The 5,975-nt window shown below is 73.5% G+C and carries 6 protein-coding genes and 1 pseudogene; 2 read left to right on the top strand and 5 right to left on the bottom strand.

Features of this window, described 5'->3' with window-relative positions:
- Window positions 1-210: 210 nt before the first annotated feature.
- Window positions 211-2,121 (top strand): LamG-like jellyroll fold domain-containing protein, encoded by a 1,911-nt coding sequence (locus tag DZG00_RS11160; RefSeq protein WP_233550126.1) that lies wholly within the window; start codon window positions 211-213, stop codon window positions 2,119-2,121.
- 22 nt (window positions 2,122-2,143) lie between these two features.
- Here the strand turns inward: DZG00_RS11160 and DZG00_RS11155 are convergent, their stop codons facing one another.
- Both DZG00_RS11155 and fdxA read right to left on the bottom strand, forming a co-directional pair.
- Complete coding sequence (locus DZG00_RS11155) at window positions 2,144-2,638, bottom strand: flavin reductase family protein (RefSeq protein WP_119382444.1); 495 nt, start codon at window positions 2,636-2,638, stop codon at window positions 2,144-2,146.
- Window positions 2,635-2,961, bottom strand: coding sequence for a ferredoxin (gene fdxA, locus DZG00_RS11150; RefSeq protein WP_119382445.1), 327 nt, complete (start codon window positions 2,959-2,961; stop codon window positions 2,635-2,637). Before fdxA ends, DZG00_RS11155 begins: the two co-directional genes overlap by 4 nt.
- A gap of 106 nt (window positions 2,962-3,067) precedes the next feature.
- On the opposite strand from fdxA, the gene soxR reads away from it, so the two are divergent.
- Window positions 3,068-3,556, top strand: coding sequence for a redox-sensitive transcriptional activator SoxR (soxR, locus tag DZG00_RS11145; protein WP_119382446.1), 489 nt, complete (start codon window positions 3,068-3,070; stop codon window positions 3,554-3,556).
- A 33-nt stretch (window positions 3,557-3,589) separates the two neighbouring features.
- Here soxR and DZG00_RS11140 read toward each other — a convergent pair whose 3' ends face one another.
- From DZG00_RS11140 to DZG00_RS11130, 3 genes and pseudogenes are all read right to left on the bottom strand, one after another.
- Window positions 3,590-4,147 carry a hypothetical protein gene (locus DZG00_RS11140; RefSeq protein WP_119382447.1) on the bottom strand — a complete coding sequence of 186 codons (558 nt, stop codon included), beginning with the start codon at window positions 4,145-4,147 and terminating at the stop codon, window positions 3,590-3,592.
- A gap of 10 nt (window positions 4,148-4,157) precedes the next feature.
- Window positions 4,158-5,306 carry a zinc-dependent alcohol dehydrogenase gene (locus DZG00_RS11135; protein WP_119382448.1) on the bottom strand — a complete coding sequence of 383 codons (1,149 nt, stop codon included), beginning with the start codon at window positions 5,304-5,306 and terminating at the stop codon, window positions 4,158-4,160.
- Between the two features lie 109 nt (window positions 5,307-5,415).
- Window positions 5,416-5,975 (bottom strand): annotated as a pseudogene (locus tag DZG00_RS11130) (carboxylesterase family protein); the annotation flags it as partial.

The following is a 5,975-nucleotide window of genomic DNA, read 5'->3' as shown; positions in this document are numbered from 1 at the left end:
CGTCGCGCTGCTCCTCGCGGGGGCGTTCGCGGCGCTGGGCGCGGTGCCCGCGCTGCTCGCGACCGTGCTGCTCGTCGGCGGGCCCTGACCGGAGCGCGCGCCGGGCAGGCGTCGGACGCCCGACGCGGGTCCCGCCGCCGGCCGTCCACCGCGGTGCCGCGCCGCGTTCACCCCGCACGCCTACGGTCGTCCCCCGTGACCCAGGACCCGATGACGCCTCCCCCCTCCGCCCTCTCCCGACGCGGCTTCCTCATCACGAGCGGCGCGGCCGGCGCGCTCGGGGTGGCCGGACTCGGCGGGGCGCTGCCCGCGACCGCCGCCACCGCCGCCGCCGTCGCGACGGACAGCGCGAAGGCGAAGGCGCCCGCCGCGCAGCAGGGATCCGGCGCCCGCTGGAAGCCCGACACGTCCTCGCCCCGCTTCACGATCGCCGTGCTGCCGGACACGCAGTACCTCTTCGACGGCGCGTCGATCCACCCCGAGCCGCTCGAGGCGTCGCTCCGCTACGTGCTGGCCGAACGGGATCGCCACAACATCGTCTTCCTCGCCCACCTCGGCGACGTGACGCAGAACGGCGCCGAGGCCGAGATCCAGGCGGCGAGCGCGCAGTTCACGCTCCTCGACAGGGCGGGCGCCGCGTGGAGCGTGCTCGCCGGGAACCACGACGTCGACGGATCCACCGACGACCAGCGCGGCCGCACGCCCTACCTCGACGCGTTCGGACCGAAGCGGTTCCGGAAGTCGCCGAGCTTCCGCGGATCCAGCCCCGACGGCTACAACTCCTTCCACACCTTCACGGCGGGCGGGCGCGACTGGCTCGTCCTCGCGCTCGACTGGCGCACGAGCGCCCGCGGCGTCGAGTGGGCGCGCGGCGTGCTCGCGGCGCACCCGACCCTGCCGGTGATCCTCACGGCGCACGACATCGTCGACTCGCGGACCGACGGATCCGCCGTGCTCGACGACTACGGCCAGGGCCTCTGGGACTCCTTCATCTCCCAGCACGACCAGATCTTCCTGACCCTCAACGGCCACTACTGGAAGCCCGGCCGCACGACCATGCAGAACCGCGCGGGCCACGACGTGGACCTGCACCTCGTGAACTACCAGGACCGCTACTACGGCGGCGCCGCGATGATCCGGCTGTACCACGTGGACCTCGAGCGGAACGCGATCGACGTGGAGACGCTGTCGCCCTTCATCCTGGGCGGCGGCCTCGGCACGGGCAACGAGCTCGCGGACGAGGAGATCCAGCTCTCGGGCGACGTCGACCGGTTCACCGTGAGCGTCGACTTCGACGAGCGGTTCGCCGGGTTCGCGCCCGTCCCCGTGCGCGCCTCCCGGCCGGCCGCGCAGATGCTCGTGCCCGGCACGGTCGCGTACTGGCGCTTCGACGGGCAGGCGGACGGATCCGCGCTCGGCACCACCGCACGCATCCCGGACGCGTCCGGCCGCGGCAACGACCTCGTGGTCGCGAACCGCGCCGGTGCCGCGCCCGGATCCCTGCGCTTCTCGTCCGCGCACCACGACGACCAGCCGGGCTTCGGCAGCCTCACCCTCACGGGCGGCACGAGGTCGGGGGACCACCTGCGCACCGTCCCCGGCGCCCCGCTCGACGCCGCGACGTTCCGCCAGGGCTACACGTTCGAGGCGTTCGTGCGGATCCCCGCGGACTTCGACGGCGGCGCAGACGGCTTCAGCGCGATCCTCTCCCGCGCGGCCTCCGCGAAGGACGCGGGCAAGACGCCGGGGAACGCCGGCGACCCGGACGAGCCCGCCGCGACGCTCAGCGTCTCCGGCAGCCGCGAGATCCAGTGGTGCGTCTACCCGACCACCCAGCAGGGATCCCTCACCAACTGGTCGCACGAGCTGCCGGCAGCCCGGTGGTGGCACGTGGCGGTGGTCAACGACAGCCAGCACACGACGATGTACGTCGACGGCTGCCCTGTGGTGCGGAACCCGTCGACCGCGAACCGCGGGCTCGCCGCCGCGTCGCCCGCGACGTCGTGGCTGCTCGGCGCGAACCTCTATGCGGGGGAGCTGGACCACGTGCTCCCGGCGTCCATCGGCGACGTGCGCATCGTCGAGCGCGCACTCAAGCCGTCGGAGTTCATGAACGCGTGAGGCCGCGGACGGCCGCCCGTGCTCAGAGCTCCGGGTGGTCGTCCTCGAGCAGGTGGAAGCGGCGGTCGCGGTAGACGAGCGGCGGGGCCGGCTCCCCGAGGATCACGTCGAGGACCTCGGCGACGACCAGCACGGATCCGCCGACCGGCACGGTCTGGATGGTGCGGCAGCGGAGGGCGGCGCGTGCGTCGGTGAGCAGCGGCTCGCCGGTCTCGAGCGCGGCGAAGCCCTGCTCCTCGGTGAAGCGAGGGGATCCCGAGACGGCGAAGGCCCGCGCGAGCGGCGCGTGACGACCGGCGAGCAGGTGCACGACGTAGGTGTCTGCGGAGAGGATCGCGCCGGCGGATCCCGTGGCGCGCGTCACCGAGAACGAGAGCGCGGGCGGATCCACCGAGAGCGACGCGACGCTCGACGCGGTGAGCCCGGCCGGGCCGTCGGCGGTCTGCGCGGTGATGAGCGCGACACCGGCCGGGTGCCCGCGGAACGCGGCCTTGAAGAGGTCGGTGTCGGCGCTCACGCGTTCCCGCCCTGGCGCGGGACGGCGGCCACGACGGGGTGGTCGTACGCCACGGCGCCGATCTTCACGGCGCCGCCCGGGGACCCCATCTCGGCGAAGAACTCGACGTTGGCCGTGTAGTAGTCCGACCACTTCTCCGGCAGGTCGTCCTCGTAGTAGATCGCCTCGACCGGGCAGACCGGCTCGCAGGCGCCGCAGTCCACGCACTCGTCCGGGTGGATGTAGAGCGACCGCTCGCCCTCGTAGATGCAGTCCACCGGGCACTCGTCGATGCAGGCGCGGTCCTTCACGTCGACGCACGGGAGGGCGATCACGTAGGTCACAGGGCGTCCTCACGGGCGGGGGCCGTCGCGGCGGCGGGAGTGGTGGTGGGCATGGTGTCCACGTTAGAACCTCACGTACCCTTGAGGTCAATCGGGAGGAGCGGTCATGGCGGATGCGCAGGAGCCGACGGCCGTCGACGCGACGCCGCGGCACGCGCCCGGCGAGCTCCTCACGGTCGGCGAGATGACCCGTCGCACGGGCGTCGCCGCCTCCGCGCTCCGCTTCTACGAGGACCTCGGCCTCATCGCCGCCGAGCGCACCGCGGGCAACCAGCGCAGGTACGCGCGGCACATGCTGCGGCGGGTGTCGCTGATCACGGTGGCCAAGCGCCTCGGGATCCCGCTCGCCGACGTGCAGGCCACCTTCGACGACGTGCCGCTCGACCGCCCGCCGAGCCACGCCGACTGGCAGCGCGCGTCGCGCCGGTGGAAGCGCCTGCTCGAGGAGCGCCGCCGCAGCATCGAGCGGCTGGAGCGCGAGCTCACGGGCTGCATCGGCTGCGGCTGCCTGTCGATGAAGGCGTGCGGCCTGCTCAACCCGGACGACGCGCTCGCCGACCGCGGCGCCGGACCCGTGCGGGTGCAGGGCGGCTGATCCGCGCGGATACGCCGCCGGTCGTCAGCGCCGTCAGCGCCGCTTCCGCCGCACCACGAACAGCAGCGCCACCGCCGCGATGGGCCACGCGCCGACGATCAGCGGATCCATCCACATGTGCTTCATGTCCGCGCGGCCCCGCCCGAACCGCGACGAGATCGGGTGGTGCCGGCCCTCGGTGAGGATCCCCGTCTCGGTGAGCGGGTCGTCCGGGTGGCCGCTGACGAGGGACCCGAGGTGCGCGCCCGCCGCGTCCACCCGGTCGCCGAGCATGAGCAGCAGCCAGTGGACGGACCGGCCCTCGCTGAAGCTCGCGTAGGCGTAGCGCCGGATGGCACCCGAGACGCCGTGCAGCGGCGCGACCGTGCCGAACACGGGCGGCAGCTCGGTGTGCTCGATGGAGCGCTCGCGCCGCGTGCGCTCCTCCTGTCGCTCCGGGAAGTCCCAGTGCGCACCCGAGACGAGGTCGGTGCGCTCCCGCGGGAACGCGGGACGGTCGGCGGGGTCGAGGTCGGCGCCCCAGCCCGGGATCCGGGCTCGGAGCGCGTCGGCGTCGATAGGACGGTGGTGGTCGCTCGCGCGGTACGGCATGGCTTGGCTCCTACTCCTCGTCGAAGGTGATGACGGTCTTGACGCAGTCGTCGAGCTTCGCGGAGAACACGTGGTACCCCTCCGCGATGTGCTCGAGCGGGATCCGGTGCGTGATGATGTCGCGCGGCGAGAAGTGCCCCGCCCGGACGTGCTCGATGAGCCGCGGCCACTGCCGCTTCACGGGCGCCTGGTTCATCCGCATCGTGATGCCCTTGTTCACGGCGTCGCCGAACTTGATCGCGGCGGGCACCGGCCCGTACGCGCCCAGGACGCTCACGGTGCCGCCCTTGCGCACGCCGTCGATGGCCCAGTTGAGCGCGACCGGGGATCCGCCCTGCACCTTGATCTTGGTGCCCGTGATCTGGTGCAGCGCGTGCCCGTCGGCCTCCGCGCCCACCGCGTCGATGACCACGTCGGCGCCGAGCCCGTCGGTCATCCGCTTGAGCTCGAGCACGGTGTCCTTCACGCGTGAGAAGTCGAGCGTCTCGGCGTGCGCGAACGTCTCCGCCATGCGCAGCCGGTAGTCGAGCTGGTCGACGACGATCACGCGGCCGGCGCCCATGAACCACGCCGAGCGCGCGGCGTAGAGGCCGACGGGTCCGGCGCCGAGCACCGCGACCGTGTCGCCCTCCGCGATGTCGCCGAGCTGGGCGCCGAAGTAGCCGGTGCTCAGGGCGTCGGTCATCACGAGGGCGTCCTCCTCGTGGATGTCGTCGGGGATCACCATGGGCCCCACGTCCGCGAACGGTACCCGCACGTACTCGGCCTGGCCCCCGTCGTAGCCGCCCGTGGTGTGCGAGTAGCCGTAGATGCCGCCGACCGCCGTGGCGTTCGGGTTCACGTTGTGGCAGTTCGAGTACAGGCCGCGGGCGCAGAAGAAGCAGGACCCGCAGTAGATGTTGAACGGCACCATCACGCGGTCGCCGACGGACAGGCTCTCGACCGACGAGCCGACCTCGTGCACGACCCCGATGAACTCGTGGCCGAACGTGGTGCCGACCCGCGTGTCCGGGAGGAGGCCGTGGTACAGGTGCAGGTCGGATCCGCAGATCGCCGCCCGGGTCACCCGCACGATCGCGTCGTTCGGGTGCTCGATCCGCGGGATGTCCTTCTCCTCCACGCGGATCCTGTACGGCCCTCGGTACACCATCGCTCGCATGTCGTCCCCTCCGTCGGTGGGTCGAGCCGACTCCCGCGACGGCGGGTCGCCTACCCCCTTGACACGCGGGGGTCGGGCGGATCCGGACGGGACCGTCTAGCGCGTGCAGTCACCCCCGGTCGAAGCGCATGCCGCAGGCGCGCGCGTCCGCGTCGGCCGCCACCTCGCCCGTGCGCGCGAAGTCGGCCCACACGCGGCGGACAGCTCGGCCGCGCGCGGCGACCTCGGGCCACGCCTCCGGACCGACGAGGTCCATCGACGTCCATGCCTCGCGCGTGCCGAGGATCAGCGGCACGTCGGACGTGTGCCCCGCGCCGATGGGGCTCGACGCGGGCGCCGCACGCAGGACGTAGCGCACGGCCCGGCCGCCCGCGGCGCGGTGCCGGGCCGCGAACGCGCGGACGGGACGCGCGTAGACGAGACGGGTGGTGGGTCGCACGACCGCGCGCATGAGGATCGCCCGCAGCGCGCGGCCGAGCACCGGCACGCGGAGCAGCGGCGCGATCACCGGCAGCGCGGGCAGGTACATCGCGGTCTCGTCGCGGGTCGTGCCGATGAGGAGGTCGACCTCCGGCGCGACCGCGCGCCAGGCGGCGTCCCTGTCCGCCTCGGCGGGCAGCGGCGCGTGGCCGTAGCGCGGTCCCCAGGGCAGGCCCGCGCGGATCCCGG

The organism is Clavibacter lycopersici, assembly GCF_003576405.1.
Taxonomy (GTDB): Bacteria; Actinomycetota; Actinomycetes; order Actinomycetales; family Microbacteriaceae; genus Clavibacter; species Clavibacter lycopersici.
This window is presented reverse-complemented; position numbering and strand designations above follow the sequence as displayed.

Bases quoted from the DNA above. Each gene is read 5' to 3' on its own strand.
- DZG00_RS11160 (WP_233550126.1), top strand. From the start codon at position 211: ATGACGCCTCCCCCCTCCGCCCTCTCCCGACGCGGCTTCCTCATCACG.
- soxR (WP_119382446.1), top strand. From the start codon at position 3,068: ATGGCGGATGCGCAGGAGCCGACGGCCGTCGACGCGACGCCGCGGCAC.
- DZG00_RS11140 (WP_119382447.1), bottom strand. From the start codon at position 4,147: ATGCCGTACCGCGCGAGCGACCACCACCGTCCTATCGACGCCGACGCG.
- DZG00_RS11135 (WP_119382448.1), bottom strand. From the start codon at position 5,306: ATGCGAGCGATGGTGTACCGAGGGCCGTACAGGATCCGCGTGGAGGAG.